Raw genomic sequence first — 14,974 nt, 5'->3', positions numbered from 1 at the left:
ATCCTTATGAAGAATTTTCTTTTTGTGCTGCTGGCATTAGCAGCTAATCATGTGTTTTCCCAGCAGACAACAATTCAAATGACTCCTGCAATCAGTGGACAAACAATCAATACCTGTAATGGATTTATTATTGATTCCGGAGGGCAGGGTGGTCCCGGATATGGAAATAATGAAACTGTAATCGTTACAATTTGTCCGGATACCCCAGGGGATATCATTTCCATTGTCTTTAACTTGTTCCAATTGAGTAATACAGATGATAATCCGGCACCGAATATCACGAATGTGGATTACATGGATGTGTATGACGGGAATTCCACTGCAGCTCCTACTTTGGGAACTTATTCAGGAAATCAGCTACAGGGAGTTGTCATTATGGCAACTGCATTGAATCCAACAGGTTGTATCACTTTAAGATTCAGATCAAATTCAGTTGGAACCGGAATGTTTACTGCAAGTGCAACTTGTGAAACTCCATGCGCTACACCTACAGCGGCAGGTGTAATTGTTGGAGGAGAAACGGCAGATAGCACACGTGTTTGTGTTGGTGATCTGGTTGATTTTTCCGGTTTAGCTTCATTTGCTGCTCCTGGATTTACTTTGACAAATTACGAATGGGATTTCATGGACGGAAGCACAGCTACAGGTCCAACGGTTTCTCATGCATTTGATACTCCCGGACAATATTTGGTCCAGTTATTCCTTACAGACAATAACGGTTGCGGGAATACCAATTTAATTGATTTGCAGGTTTTTGTTGCTACAATCCCAACCTTTTTAGGATTCCCGGGAGACACTACACTTTGTTTGGGTGAAAGTGTCACCTTTACTGCAGATCCCGACTTTTACGAAGTGTTATGGAATGGATTCCCGGGTTCTCAGACAATTGATGACGGTTGTTTACCTGACACCTTACTTGGAGTGTCACAAGACATTGAAATTATGCAAACAGGTTTTGCTGCCGGATCGACAATTACTCAGCTGAGTGATATCCAAAGCTTGTGTTTAGGCTTGGAGCATTCATTCATGGGGGATTTGGTGCTCATTATTGAATGTCCGAATGGTCAAAATCAAATTTTACATCAGCAAGGTGGAGGTGGAATCCAGATCGGAGAACCTAATCCATTGGATAATGTAGATTGCAGTGACCCGACAACTCAGGGAGTTCCCTATACTTATTGTTTTACACCAACGGCTACAGAAACGTGGGTCGATTGGGCCAATAACAATGGTTTTGGAGGAACAATTCCAGCAGGAAATTATGAACCTATCCAGCCCTTTACCAATTTAATTGGTTGTCCTTTAAACGGAATCTGGACTTTGACGGTAATTGATAACTGGGCAGCAGATGATGGTACCTTGTTTTCTTTTGACATCAATTTAGATCCTTCATTGTATCCACCGGTAACTGTTTTTGAGCCTCAAATCGGTTTGGGCAGCGATTCGTCTTACTGGGCTATGCCAGCAAATTTTGCTACGGTTTCCCCGGATGGAGATGTTTTGACAATCAACCCAACTGCTGCAGGAACATATACTTATACCTATTTTGTTTTGGATAACTTCGGCTGTGAAAATGATTCATCAGTAACCTTAACGGTAAATACGAATCCACAGGCTGATGCGGGACCTGATGCTACCATTTGTAATGGAACACCTGTTCAATTAGACGGGAATATTATTGGGGGAAGCAACAGTTGCGATTACACCTTCAACTTGGAAGATTCCTGGGGCGATGGCTGGAACGGGAATAATTTAATTGTAGTTGTTAATGGAGTTACTTCTACATTCACTATCCCCGGAGGATTAACTTCCTCATTTACCTTATCCATTCCAAATGGTGCTGCCTTTACGGTTCAATTTGACGGGGCAGGTGCATTTATCAATGAATGTTCATACGAAGTATTGGATGCGGCCGGTGCGGTTGTACTGGCGGATGGAACGAATGGAAATGCTTCGACAACTGTTCACAATCTCACCGGAAACTGCTTAGGAAATTTAACCTATGCATGGACGCCCGCAACTGCTGTAAACAATCCGGCGATTTTAGATCCGGTAGCTACAGTAAACGGGAACACGACATTGACTCTATCGGTTTATCCGACAGGACATCCTTTATGTGTAACTACAGATCAGGTGAATGTGAATATTTCTGCTTCTGCAAACCCCGGAGCGGATAGTACATTGACAATTTGTTCCCAGGGAGCACCAATTGATTTATTTCCGCTTTTAGGCGCGGGAGCTTCTCCGAACGGAACATGGAAGAATGCAATAGGTACTCCGGTAGTGATGCCATATGATCCGATTACAATGAACCCGGGTATTTATACTTACACCGTGGATTCAAACGGATGTGTTTCTTCCGCAACTATTACGGTTACGGAAATTACCCCGACAGTTGCAGCAATTCCAACAGCTTCAGATTGTCATGGAATCCCGAATGGATCTGCAGCTTTAACAGTTACAAATGCTACTGAATATTCTTTGGACGGCAGTCCGAATTCAGTGATACCGGTTCCATTTAGTGTGAATGGACTGGCTGCAGGACCTCACCAGGTAATCGTATACACTATTGGCGGCTGTACGGATACGGTTGATTTTGTGATCAACGAACCACCTGCACTATCCATTACATCTATTTCTCCTGATTTGGTAGTTTGTTCCGGTGATACTACCACATTGAATGTTACCGGAACCGGAGGTTCCACAGCATACACATTTACCTGGTTTACCAATGCGGGAGTTCAGGGAATCGGTGCTACTATTCCTGTTAGCACGATTGCAACAACACAATATTGTGTGGTATTGACTGAAGCATGCGGATCCATGCCTGACAGCGCCTGTATGATAATTACAGTTCCGCAACCCCTGGATCTGACTCTTACTCCTGATGATGCAAACGGTTGTTATCCGCACCATGTAATTTTCTCAAATAATACACCGGGCCCCGGAGCACCTTTGATCAATACAATTGATTTTGGTGACGGCAGTCCTACAATTACAACTAACGGATTGGATACCTGCTCGCACACTTATGAGCATCCGGGAGTATATACGGTAAGTATTGTTTCAATTTCCGATACAGGTTGTACTTATACGAATACATTCACGGATATGATTACGGTTTTTGATAAACCGGTCGCTGATTTCAATATTTCACCGAATCCGACAACGATTTTTGAAACGCAGATCATGTTGAATAATACGAGTTCAGCAGATGTGGTAGCATATAGCTGGTCAATGCCGGGAGCAACTCCGAATCAATCATCCCTTGAAGATGTGGGTATAAGTTTACCGGAAGGGATTGTAGGAAATTATAATGTTACTTTAATTGTTACGAATGCAGACGGATGTACGGATTCGACAACTAAAATTGCACAAGTATTAAGTGATGTGATTCTATACGCACCAAATACATTCACTCCGGATGGAGATGAGTTTAACCAAATGTGGTTCCTGCATATTGATGGAATTGATATCCATCAGTTTAACTTACAGGTATACAATCGCTGGGGAGAAGTTGTTTGGGAAAGTAAAGATCCGAAAGGTGCATGGGACGGAACTTATCAGGGTAAAATAGTTCCTAACGGGCAATATACCTGGATACTGGAAACAAAGGAACTGATAAGTGATAAAAAGCTTACTTTTAACGGATACATTATTGTGCTTCGCTAAATGAAAGTTCAGACATTTACGTTTAATGCAGTTCAGGAAAATTCTTCAGTTGTTTATAATAACAACGGAGATGCGGTAATTATTGATCCGGGCTGTTATGAGCGTTTCGAGCAAAAGGAATTGACAGATTTTATTTCTGATAATAATCTGAAGGTTCATGCGATTTTAAATACGCATTGCCACATTGATCATGTGCTTGGAAACGCGTTTTGTGTTAACGAGTATCAGGTGCCATTAATCGCACACAAGGAAGAGTTGTTTACGCTTAGTTTTGCAGAACGCTCAGCTGAAATGTTTGGCTTTTCTGCTTATGTTCCTTCTCCCGAACCAACGGTTTTTGTAGAAGATATGGAAATTATCCGTTTTGGAGAATTAGAGTTCCGTGTTATTTTCGGACCCGGACATTGTGTGGGACATGTTGCCTTCTACAATGAAGAAGCGCATATCCTGATCGGCGGAGATATTTTATTCAAGGGAAGTTTCGGACGAACAGATTTACCGGGAGGATCCATGGAAGTACTAAAGAAGACCATTTTCGAACGGATGTTTACTTTACCTGACAATACGGTAGTATATCCGGGACATGGACCGACGACAACGATCGGTGAAGAGAAACGGACGAATTATATTTTACAGTTTTAAAGAATAAAAAGGGGCGCGATTAATCGCGCCCCTTTTTATAAAATTATTACTTTTTCCGGAAGTAAATCCGAACCGGAACTCCTTCAAAATTGTACATTTCTCGTAAGCGGTTTTCCAGGAAGCGTTTGTATGAATCCGGAATGTATTGTGGCAAATTACAGAAGAATGCAAATGCAGGAGCGTGTGTTGGCAACTGCTGAATATATTTGATCTTCACATATTTTCCTTTCAGTGATGGCGGTGGATTACTGTCAATAATCGGAAGCAAGCGGTCATTCAATTCAGAAGTCGGGATTTTGCGTGTACGATTTTCGAAAACATCCATTGCCTTCTCCAAAGCTTTATGGATTCGCTGTTTTGTAAGAGCAGAAGTAAAGATGATCGGAACATCGTTGTAAGGAGCCAGATCGTTTCTTAGTTTCTTCTCGTATTCCACAGCAGTCATGGTATCTTTCTCTACCAAATCCCATTTATTCACCAAAACAACCACTCCTTTGTGATTTTTTTCGATCATGTAATAAATAGTCAAATCCTGTTTTTGAATTCCTTCGGTTGCATCGATCATAAAAATACAGATGTCCGAATCCTCAATTGTGCGAACTGAGCGCAGCACAGAATAGTATTCAATATCTTCCGTAACCTTTGCTTTCTTTCTGATTCCTGCGGTGTCGATCAGCATGAAATCAAAACCAAAGGCTTTATACCGCGTATCAATAGAATCTCTTGTTGTACCGGAAATATCCGTAACAATGTTTCGTTCTTCTCCTGTGAAAGCGTTGATCATAGAAGATTTACCAACATTTGGCTTTCCAACAACAGCAATGCGTGGCAGATTAGCTTCTTCTTCTCCGCGTGGATCTTCCTTGTCGAAATATTTGACAACTTCATCCAGGATTTCTCCTGTACCTGAGCCATTCGCTGCAGACAGATCAAAGACTTCGCCTAATCCGAAAGACCAGAACTCAGCCGACATGCCTACACGGTCATTGTTATCTACTTTATTTGCAATTACCAATACTTTCTTTTTGGATTTGCGTAACATGTTTGCGACTGTCTCATCGAGGTCAACGATTCCGGTTGTAGCATCCACTACAAACAGGATTACATTTGCTTCTTCAATTGCAATTTCAACTTGCTTGCGGATTTCTCCTTCAAAAATATCTTCCGAGCCTCTTACGTAACCTCCGGTATCAATGACTGAAAACGGAACTCCGTTCCATTCCCCACGTCCATAGATGCGATCCCGGGTTACACCGCTAATTTCCTTTACGATTGCGTGATTGCTTTCTGTTAAGCGGTTGAATAGGGTGGACTTTCCTACGTTCGGGCGTCCTACGATGGCAATAATATTTCCCATTTTTTGTTTTTTAGACGTACTTCACAGCACTGCGTTATAGATAATCCCGGGTTTAATACCCGTACTTTTTTAATTTTTGTTCACTAGCTCTCCAGTCCTTGTCCACTTTTACGAAGGTCTCCAAAAACACTTTTTGACCTAAAAAAGCTTCCATATCCAGTCGTGATTCACGACCAATTCGTTTCAGCATATCTCCTCCTTTACCGATCAAAATCCCTTTCTGGGAATCTCTTTCCACGATAATTAAGGCGCGAATATGAGTAATGTTTTCTGCTTCCTGGTAAGATTCAATTTCTACCTGGCAAGCATAAGGAACTTCTTTGTCGCAATGCAAAAAGATCTTTTCACGAATCATTTCAGAAATAAAGAAACGAACCGGACGATCCGATAATTCATCCTTATCAAAGTAAGCGGGGCCTTCAGGAGCCAATTGCAAAATGCGGTCCCAAATTACGTCGATGTTGAATTTATGCAAGGCAGAAGTTGGAATAATTTCCGCATTGGGAACTTTCTCTTTCCAATATTGTACGCGCTCTTCCAATTTTGCCTGGTCGGCCAAATCAATCTTATTCAAGATCAATAAAACCGGAATTTTCAATTTCACAATGCGTTCAAGCGTTTCCTTGTGGTTCATTTCGTTTTCAAACATGTCTGTAATGAAAAGCAAAATATCCGCATCCTTGAATGAATTTTCCACATAGCTCATCATGGCTTCATGCAACTTATAAGAAGCATTTACCACTCCCGGAGTATCGGAAAAAACAATTTGATGATCGTCGCCATTGACCAAACCGTGGATCCGGTGACGGGTTGTTTGCGCTTTGGAGGTAACGATGGAAAGTTTTTCACCAACCAATCCATTCATAAGGGTCGATTTACCAACATTCGGGCTACCAACAATATTTACGAAAGCTGATTTGTGAGACATATTTTGAAATTTGGTGCAAAGGTACGAAGAAAAAGCGATAGTCCACAGCAGAGTGGGGACCGAATTCCAATCTGACCGGCAGACCGTGCAAAACTTAAAAACCTGTTTATCAGGCTCCGACTTCGTTTGGCCGAACCACAATAAACAGGTTTCTTCTTTTTATGATTGATTCAGAATGGTTTCTCTTTGGAAATCGAGTCGCGGGTATTTTTCTGAACGGCTATTGCCCCAAAAAGGGAGAGTACAAACGAGAAGGCAAAGAATCCTTTTTCGCTTCCCCACATATCGGCATTCCACAAGCCAACAACAAGCAGTGAAATGGACAGAATGGTACAAAACCAGCAAATTCCATAATACAAATCCGTTACCGGAATTCCTTCCAGCCTGTCGCGCACACTTTTTTGAACACTGATCACGGAAAACAATGCGAACATAATTACGGTAAAGTAATATCCTTTATCCGATAATTGAAGTTCCTTATTTCCGAATACACCTGTAAAGTATCCGATCAATCCGGTTCCAAAGGCTACCCAGCTGGCAGCAATAAATGCAAATGAAGGTTTCTGTGTCATCGTTTTAAGTTTAAAAGTTTCGACAAAGATGTGGGAAGCTAACAATTTAGTAAAACGGTTTAGCAGTACTTTAAGCAAGTGAGTTGCGATTTTCCGTACTCGTAATTATTTAACCACGAAGCACACGATCCCGATAGCTATCGGGTGAAACACTGCTTCCATTGACGCTACGGTCAAGGCTTTCAGCGCTCTTTCGAGCTTCGAAGGTTAAAAGGAGACAGTAGCAGACTTTACAGTCGCTACGTCTCGAGGTGGGGTATCCATACTGTATCTATACTTAATCCATACTTAAAAGGTGGAGTATCTATGCTTTATCTACGTTATGTCCCTTGGTTTTCTGTCTTTGACATCCGTATATAAAGATTTCTCCTTGTTCTTAAAGAAATGTAATCTCAGAGTGAGTGTGAGAGCGAGACTAGAGCGAAAGAAAAAAGTGTAACCACTTTCGTAATTACGCTTTTTTCTTTGTAGCGGGGACACGACTTACCGACGATAATTTTCTACGTTCCTTGAAAATGATGTCGGCATAAACTTCTCGTCGTGTCAAAAATTGATGCACAAAAAAAGGCCAATCTTTCGATTGACCTTTTTGCTTAGTAGCGGGGACACGACTCGAACGTGCGTCCGTCAGCTGACGGATATGAGCCCGACGAGCTAATGCAAAATTTTAGTTCTAATAAAATCCCTTCCTCTCGAAGACTTTAATTCTTTCTCACGCTTCATAGCTTCTGATTTGGAGTCGAAGAATTCAATATGAATTACTTCCCAAGGACGAAATTTAATTGTATGGCCTTTGGTTGCAAACTGATTGTGAGAACGAAAGCGGTCTATTAAATCCGAGGTGTAACCAATATAGATTTTATCGTGAACTGGGGAATATAAAACGTAGGTAACAAACATGGATAGCGGATTTCTATAAAAACAAAAAAGGTTGTCAAAACTTGACAACCTTTTCTTTGTAGCGGGGACACGACTCGAACGTGCGACCTTCGGGTTATGAGCCCGACGAGCTACCAACTGCTCCACCCCGCAATATATCTTTTATAACTATTGCTATTTTCTATTTCATTTCTAACAGGCGTTTCTGTTAGTGGAGTGCAAAGATACGCACTTTTTATGGATATGCAAGTGTTTTTTGGATTTTTTTCTTTTGTTAACAATGGAATAAAAAGAAAGGCTGCCGATCGACAACCTTTGAAATAATTGCTTGCTTCGCTAAATACCTAATATCAAAAAGATTATTAATGCAAGCGTACGCCGTTTCATAACGCGTTTCATTTTTGCCCTGAAAGAGGGATTGAAAATATATTTCAACAGATATTTCATAGATATAAGTTACAAAATCCAAATAACTTATACTAATGATAGAAGTAAAATATGCATTGGACAGAGTCCTTATCCCAAACTATCCCGGGATTTTTCCCGTATGCGTTTTGCAGGAAATCCCAAGGTAAAAATTTGTTTGTAAGCGATTTAATGATGAGTTTTGAGTGAAACTTAAAATGAACTATTATGGAAACAGAATTAATTAAAGAAATTCAAACAAGAGAAATTCCTTATGAAGATTTAAAGGTTGTTTTTCCTTTCTTGGAAAATAAAATCAATTTGGAAAATAAACTTGAAATGGAAATTGCTGAAGTCAGAATGATAGATTCTTTGCCTCAATTATCTCATTTCCAAAATATTGTGAGATTAAAGGATACGACTACCCCTTTAAATAAGGATGTACTTGAAATACATAGAGATGCTTTCAAAAAGCTCTACCTTGATTCGGTTGCTATGCCTCAAGCTACTGGTAATTATATTACAGCAGTTAAAATCTGGTTAGGTCTAGATGTAAATAATAAATTGAAACCACTTTTTCAACCAATTTGTATTCAAAAGAACAATGAAAATGATTATTTAGTTCATAGTAATGAAAGAGTGTATCACTATGATAATAGTAAGACAAACGAAGAAAAATTTCAACCAATTGCCATTACAGAGGTAGAAGGACTTAAAAAAAGATACCGAAAAGGTATGGAAATATTTCATTTGAATGAAACCGTATTTAGAAATTTTATTAGAGATTTGGATACAGAGGCTGTTATCTATCCCTTTCAAACAATCTATACATTAATTTTTGACAATTTAGAAGCAAATGATTGTGTGACGTTGAGAAATAGCATTGCGACGAATCGTCAAAGTGGAAATTTGGATAATAAACATTCGATATTACTATATGCAACGAAGGCAGTTGACAAAGAAATACGGGATTTTAGAAACAAGTATGCAAACAGATCACATTTATGCCCTCCTGGAAGTATAGAAATAGCTGATTTGGATCTTTTTTAAAAGAATATAGTAACTTTTTTTCGCAACTTAGCATGTCACTACCTCATATTCAAACCGACATGCTTACACTATTGATTGAAATCTCGTGTATCTCACTGGCTCTATTTTTTGGAGTGCTTGCTTTTAGAAAGCTGGATCGTTTTTTTCGAATCTTATTGCTGCAGGTGATGGTCTGGAGTTTGTTCTACACAGGTTCCCATGCGATCACACTTTACCAGCAAGCACATCATTTGCCGATAGATAACCAATGGTTCATGAATATACATTTGATCCTTGAGACTGGATTACTGCTGACTGCAGCCTGGTTTGTCCTTCCGGAAATGCTCCGAACGTTTTTATCAATCGGAGCATTTTCTCTTTTCCTGGTTGTTTTCGGGATGCAGGCCGGGAACCAGGGACTCGGAACCTATCTCAATTATGCAGATGTTACGGCATGTATCGGGATTACACTCGTTTTTTCAGTGGTATTGTACACTTTTGGCCAGCGAACCGGGACCCCGTTTTGGGTTTCCCCCGAAAAGTGGGCTTGCCTGGGGATATTGCTTTACTTTGCCTGTAGTGTCCCTTATGTTTCCATGATGCATTACCTGGAAATAAAGAACCCGGCGGTCAACACTTTTTTGTATTACCTGATCAGTGGAGTTCTGGCAAATACACGATACCTTTTATTAGCTCTTGCGTTTGGGATGATTTACAGAAATGCCAAAAAACAAACATCAAAATCATGAACGATATTATTCTAAGTATTGTTGCTGCAACGCTCCTCATTTTACTCTTAATTGCGGGGATCGCGATCACTTTTTTTATTTCAAACAGACAACGCATGCGTCAGGAACAACTACTGGTAGAAACCAAACTGGACTTTGAACGGGAACTCCGCCAGGTAGAAACGGAAGTGAGCGAACACGTAATGGGGCAGTTTGCCAATGAATTGCATGATAATATCGGTCAGTTGCTTACAGCCATGCATATTGAGATCGAAAACCGGAAACTGGATTCCCCGGAGAACCAGGATGAGTATAAACCGCTTGAAATTTACCTGAATGAAGTAACACAGCAACTGAGATTACTGAGTAAAACCTTTAACAATGATTTCATTGCACACAGCGGCTTGCTCACTGCTATTCAATTGGAAGTAAACCGCATGAATCATCTGCGTCGTTTTGTGGTTCACCTGGATGCAGATTCAACTTCTTCCGTTCTAAAGAAAGATGAAGAATTGATGGTATTCCGCATCTTCCAGGAAATACTTCACAATGTCATGAAACATGCAGGAGCGAAGAACGTATTTATCCGCCTGAAGACCACTTCGGAGCTGTTTGAACTGGAAGTCAGAGATGATGGTTCCGGTTTTGATTACGATGAAGTTTTCAGTCAAAATAAAGCTTCAGGGCTTCGAAATATATTAAAACGCGCTGCTTTGGCTCAACTGGAGTGCACTGTTCAAACAAAATTGGGAGAAGGAACGAGTTATATTCTGAAAAAATTGCCACATTAGTAATCAAATAGCGAACCACTACTGATGGAAAACCGAAACATTGTTCTGATTGACGACCATGTAATTGTCCGAAACGGATTAAAAGAACTGATTGAAAAATTAGGTCCTTACTCTGTAAGTGCACAATTTGATTCCGGAAATGCATTTCTGGATGCTCTTCCCGGACTTCAAAAACCGGATCTTCTTATTGTTGATCTAAACATGCCCGGAATGAGTGGCTTTGACCTGGTAGAAAAGCTCAAGAGTTCGGAAAATGAACAAACTGTTCTCATCCTGACATTAGACAGTGATGAACAAACCATAATTCGCTTATTCCGAAACGGGGTCCGCGGATTCCTGAAGAAAAACTGCAGTGCAGAGGTCTTGAAGAACGCCCTGGATTCAATCCTTACTACCGGTTATTACCACAATGAATTCCTGGCACTTTCCTTAAGAACAGATGCCGGTGCAGCCCAACTCTCGGAAAAAGACAAGATCCTGGCCCAATTAACAGAACGGGAACGCGAATTCCTGAAATGGGTTTGTCATGAACAGGAATATACTTACGACCAAATTGCAGACAAAATGCAGGTAAGCTCCCGCACCGTGGATGGTTACCGCGAAGCGATCTTCGATAAATTTGCCATCAAATCAAAAACAGGCCTGGTGCTGTTTGTCTTAAAACACCAGTTGTTTGATGAGTTGTAGGTCGATTGATAAAATCGTCCGTTTTCATCGTAAATACTTTACGACCTGGATGACTATTTTTGTACAGGAATAATAAGAATAGAAAAAAACCACTATTTTCATCAAAACCTTAAACTATTTACAATGAAAACATTAACCCTTGCATTTGTGCACGGATACAGTGTCACTAACCTCGACACTTACGGAGAAATGCCGCTGCGCCTAATGCAGGAAGCAGGTACTTACGGATTCCAGCTTAAAATCGAACACATCTTTTTAGGGCGTTACATTAGCTTCAACGATGAAGTCCGATTGGAAGACATTGCCCGCGCGCTCGAACAAGCCGTACAGGAACAATTAGCTCCGGCTTTGGCTTCCGGAGAACGTTTTGTTTGTATCACCCACTCTACCGGTGGCCCTGTGGTACGAACCTGGTGGAACGATTATTACAAAGACCAAAAACAACTTTGCCCGATGAGTCATCTCATTATGCTTGCACCTGCTAACTATGGTTCTGCACTTGCACAATTGGGTAAAAGCCGTTTGAGCCGCATCAAATCCTGGTTCGATGGTGTTGAGCCCGGACAACGCGTACTGAATTGGCTGGAACTCGGAAGCACTGAAGCCTGGAAACTAAACAAGGACTGGATCCTGAACGGGGAAAAGCACATCGGCCCGAAGGGAATTTTTCCCTTTTCTTTGATTGGCCAGGATATCGACCGTAAACTGTATGACCACCTGAACTCCTATACCGGAGAATTGGGAAGTGATGGAGTAGTTCGCGTTGCAGCTGCAAATCAGAATGGCCGGTATGTGAAATTAACACAGGAAACGCCTAAATTGGTGGGCGGAAAGTGGCAGGCCGCAAACCTGGAAATTTCCGAATTCAAAGAAGCACCTCAAACTCCTTTCAGGGTAATGACCTATAAATCACATTCCGGGGATACGATGGGAATTATGAGGAGTGCACTGAAGGATACGAAAGATCAGAAAAGTACCGAAACGGTACAGGCTATTTTCCGCTGTATTGGTGTGGGAACTGTTGCAGATTACAAGAAACTTACCGGTGAGTTTGCTACCGAAACAACAGACGTACAGCAAAAAGGTTTGGTGGAAGTAGATAAACGCATCTTCGGGAAGAAATACTTTATTCATGACCGTTATTCCATGATCCTGTTCCGCTTGGTGGATTCGGAAGGTCATCTGGTAAGCGATTTCGACCTGATCCTGACCGGGGAAAACCACGACCCGAATGGCTTACCAGCCGGGTTTTTTGCAGACCGACAATGCAACCAGATTAATAAATCAACGGTTACTTATTTCTTCGACTACGATGTGCTTCACGGGAGAAGGGCTATGACAGTCAACGGACATAAATTGGATGAATTAAAAGGGATCAGCAAGTTGGGATTGATTATTCGCCCAAGACCTGAGGATGGATTCATTCGTTATTTGCCTTGTGAAATTGAAGCTTCGAAAGAATTGTTTGAAAAGGCCTTACAGCCAAACTCAACGACCATGATCGAAATCTGTCTCCAGCGGGTTGTGAGTAATGAAGTATTCCGTTTCGAGAAAGTGAAGAACACAGAAGGAGTGCAGAATCTGAATTTCAAGAAAGTTGCACCCGGAAATGGGATAGTGAAGTAATATTTAACCCTTTCCTTTGCTTGCAATGAAGGAGGAAATTAACTTATTAAATAGAAAAGCCGGAAGAATTTCTCCCGGCTTTTTACTGTTTTCAAACTATTTTTTCTGCATACGTTTCAGCACGCGTTGTTCTGCTTTGGACTTGATGCTTTCAGCCTTCTTAAAGGAACTTCCCTGCTGTTCAAGTAAATATTCCTGGAAAGTGTGGCTCAGATAAACCGGTGATAAACTGTCACCATTATAAGAAAAGGACTGACCACTGTGGCAGGAGAAACAATTCGCCAAATTACCCGCATTGATCCCGCTCATGCTGGTTTCAAATGTTTGGGTGAAAGTTTCCATTGTAACATTGGCACAATTCAAACTACCACGGGCAAAGCTTCCCGGAGTTGCATTGCTTATATTTCCCGCTAGACTATCGATCAGTTGTGCCTGCTGCAATGGAGTTTTACCATCCGTGTTCAGCCAGATAGATCCGTTGTAAAAATAATTAGCCCATACATCATCCAATTGCGATTTCACACATTGATTAATCCCATCTACATTCTGAAAATCTGCGGGTTCCGATTGCGAAGTATTCATGAATGTACCATCCGAATTGCGCGGAATTCCATATTGAAACAAATCGTATACCTGGTAAGGAGTTTCTCCTAATTCTGTATCGCTGTCATACAAAATTCCGTTAAGGCCGCTTACAGTTCCATTTTTGAACAAAAGCTGATCAGTAGCGGAACTTGCAGAATTGGCTTCCCAGTTGTAATCCGGAGACAGATCATCGTGTTCAAATGTTGCCCAAATGAATTCAGGGTGATTTTGAACAACACCAACGACGTGCATTCCAATTAATGCAACCTGTGTATTTGTGAAAGATGCTCCATTGTTTGTAGAGAGCGATGCGGTCGTTGTGTAATACTCCGATTGTTTCGCAGCAGGAATTGCTGAAAGAGGGACCCACGCAACCTTTAATTCAAACGAACCAACAGGGAATGAAGCCTCATTGGTAGCTGGTAATTGACCGTTCTTAATCATGGATGCGAAATTAAGACCTGCATTATACATCAGCGGATTCATGTGGATCGAATAATAAACCATTGCGCCGGTTCCGTTATTGTAATCCGGGTTTGTTTGCAATACGGCACTTTCCGATCCGGCCTGGGCTGTATCCTGAAGTACAACCATTGCTCCGCTCGGGATATTCACAGTTGCCATGTGAGAAGTAACCTGTTGCACTTTGCTTTGATTTAGGAATAAAGGATTTCCGCCCTGATCCGGTTTAGTGAGCCATAGGAATTTGTTCCAGGACCATTGGTGAAAAATCTGATTGGTTGTGCTTGAAGTGTCGAAGGGACTTCCGGGTCCTTCCTGGGGTGCGGGTGTCTGACTGTGGGGGAACCAGCTTGGATCTACCAAACAAAGTGAATCGGGTGAACTGCTGGTTTCGTAGCCACTTTCGACCTCGGTATCCGTTCCGGAAGTGCAATTGGTGAGTACTGCTAAACCAATAACAGTTACTCCCCCTAAGAAAAGGGTTAAAGAGTTCTTTTTCATGAATAGTGTTTTTTAAGTTGCGACTAAGTTAAAACAAAAATCGAATCCCGGGCAGCTTGAAAATAAAAAAGAGCATCCGCTGATAACAGATGCTCTTTTCCCCAATTTTC

The 14,974-nt window shown here is 41.3% G+C and carries 12 protein-coding genes and 1 tRNA gene; 7 read left to right on the top strand and 6 right to left on the bottom strand.

Annotation, left to right across the window (positions count from 1 at the left end; translation table 11 throughout):
• Positions 1-6 precede the first annotated feature (6 nt).
• Complete coding sequence (locus tag K0S23_RS11375) at positions 7-3,672, top strand: PKD domain-containing protein (RefSeq protein ID WP_300357312.1); 3,666 nt, start codon at positions 7-9, stop codon at positions 3,670-3,672.
• Positions 3,673-4,314 carry an MBL fold metallo-hydrolase gene (locus tag K0S23_RS11370; RefSeq protein ID WP_300357309.1) on the top strand — a complete coding sequence of 214 codons (642 nt, stop codon included), beginning with the start codon at positions 3,673-3,675 and terminating at the stop codon, positions 4,312-4,314.
• 46 nt (positions 4,315-4,360) lie between these two features.
• Here the strand turns inward: K0S23_RS11370 and der are convergent, their stop codons facing one another.
• The 5 genes from der to K0S23_RS11345 all read right to left on the bottom strand — a co-directional run bounded on the left by der (position 4,361) and on the right by K0S23_RS11345 (position 8,203).
• Positions 4,361-5,671 (bottom strand): ribosome biogenesis GTPase Der, encoded by a 1,311-nt coding sequence (der, locus tag K0S23_RS11365; protein WP_300357307.1) that lies wholly within the window; start codon positions 5,669-5,671, stop codon positions 4,361-4,363.
• A 52-nt stretch (positions 5,672-5,723) separates the two neighbouring features.
• The gene (era, locus tag K0S23_RS11360; RefSeq protein WP_300357304.1) at positions 5,724-6,599 is read right to left on the bottom strand and encodes a GTPase Era; all 876 of its coding nucleotides are present in this window, start codon (positions 6,597-6,599) and stop codon (positions 5,724-5,726) included.
• A gap of 170 nt (positions 6,600-6,769) precedes the next feature.
• Positions 6,770-7,171 (bottom strand): inner membrane protein YiaA, encoded by a 402-nt coding sequence (gene yiaA / locus K0S23_RS11355; protein ID WP_300357302.1) that lies wholly within the window; start codon positions 7,169-7,171, stop codon positions 6,770-6,772.
• Positions 7,172-7,825: 654 nt separating this feature from the next.
• Complete coding sequence (locus K0S23_RS11350; RefSeq protein ID WP_300357300.1) at positions 7,826-8,071, bottom strand: GIY-YIG nuclease family protein; 246 nt, start codon at positions 8,069-8,071, stop codon at positions 7,826-7,828.
• A 59-nt stretch (positions 8,072-8,130) separates the two neighbouring features.
• Positions 8,131-8,203, bottom strand: a tRNA-Met gene (locus tag K0S23_RS11345).
• A gap of 480 nt (positions 8,204-8,683) precedes the next feature.
• Between K0S23_RS11345 and K0S23_RS11340 the strand changes: the two genes are divergently transcribed.
• From K0S23_RS11340 to K0S23_RS11320, 5 genes are all read left to right on the top strand, one after another.
• Positions 8,684-9,505 carry a hypothetical protein gene (locus tag K0S23_RS11340; protein ID WP_300357297.1) on the top strand — a complete coding sequence of 274 codons (822 nt, stop codon included), beginning with the start codon at positions 8,684-8,686 and terminating at the stop codon, positions 9,503-9,505.
• Between the two features lie 32 nt (positions 9,506-9,537).
• Positions 9,538-10,233 carry a hypothetical protein gene (locus tag K0S23_RS11335; protein ID WP_300357295.1) on the top strand — a complete coding sequence of 232 codons (696 nt, stop codon included), beginning with the start codon at positions 9,538-9,540 and terminating at the stop codon, positions 10,231-10,233.
• Positions 10,230-11,003, top strand: a complete 774-nt coding sequence (locus K0S23_RS11330) for an ATP-binding protein (RefSeq protein WP_300357293.1) — start codon at positions 10,230-10,232, stop codon at positions 11,001-11,003. Before K0S23_RS11335 ends, K0S23_RS11330 begins: the two co-directional genes overlap by 4 nt.
• A gap of 24 nt (positions 11,004-11,027) precedes the next feature.
• Positions 11,028-11,690 (top strand): response regulator transcription factor, encoded by a 663-nt coding sequence (locus tag K0S23_RS11325; protein ID WP_300357291.1) that lies wholly within the window; start codon positions 11,028-11,030, stop codon positions 11,688-11,690.
• 123 nt (positions 11,691-11,813) lie between these two features.
• Positions 11,814-13,316 (top strand): hypothetical protein, encoded by a 1,503-nt coding sequence (locus K0S23_RS11320; protein ID WP_300357289.1) that lies wholly within the window; start codon positions 11,814-11,816, stop codon positions 13,314-13,316.
• A gap of 96 nt (positions 13,317-13,412) precedes the next feature.
• On the opposite strand, the gene K0S23_RS11315 is transcribed toward K0S23_RS11320, so the two are convergent.
• Entirely contained in the window at positions 13,413-14,864 is a 1,452-nt protein-coding gene (locus tag K0S23_RS11315) for a hypothetical protein (RefSeq protein WP_300357287.1), read from the bottom strand.
• Positions 14,865-14,974 lie beyond the last annotated feature (110 nt).

The organism is Fluviicola sp., assembly GCF_029266855.1.
Lineage (GTDB): Bacteria > Bacteroidota > Bacteroidia > Flavobacteriales_D > Crocinitomicaceae > Fluviicola.
Note: the sequence above shows the minus strand (reverse complement) of the source record. Positions and strands in the feature narration are given on the sequence as shown.